General features: G+C 46.4%; 1 protein-coding gene. It reads left to right on the top strand.

What is annotated here, in order from left to right; all coding sequences use genetic code 11:
• Positions 1-48: 48 nt before the first annotated feature.
• Positions 49-293, top strand: a 245-nt coding sequence (locus UF06_RS23080; RefSeq protein ID WP_082069830.1) for a helix-turn-helix domain-containing protein, incomplete at its 3' end; no start/stop codon positions are given.

Here is a 293-nt window from a genome sequence, read left to right as displayed (position 1 = left end):
GCTCATTTCAAAGAGGGACACTCTCGCACCCAAATCGCCAAGTTTCTTATGGTGAGCCGAACCAGTGTTAATAAGTGGGTTCACACTTTTCTTGAAGAAGGATTAGAAGGGCTGAAGGAAAAGCCAAGAACGGGACGACCCCCCTTCTTAACTTCTGAGCAAAGAGAGCAGTTGAGCCAATACATAAAAGATAAAGCCAATGATACACAAGGCGGACGACTGACTGGGGCCGACATCCACGCTTATATCGTGAAAGAATTTGGCCAGCACTACCACCCTGACTCTATCTATTA

This window comes from Vibrio sp. S234-5 (assembly GCF_000960595.1).
In the GTDB taxonomy this organism is placed as follows: Bacteria; Pseudomonadota; Gammaproteobacteria; order Enterobacterales; family Vibrionaceae; genus Vibrio.
This window is presented reverse-complemented; position numbering and strand designations above follow the sequence as displayed.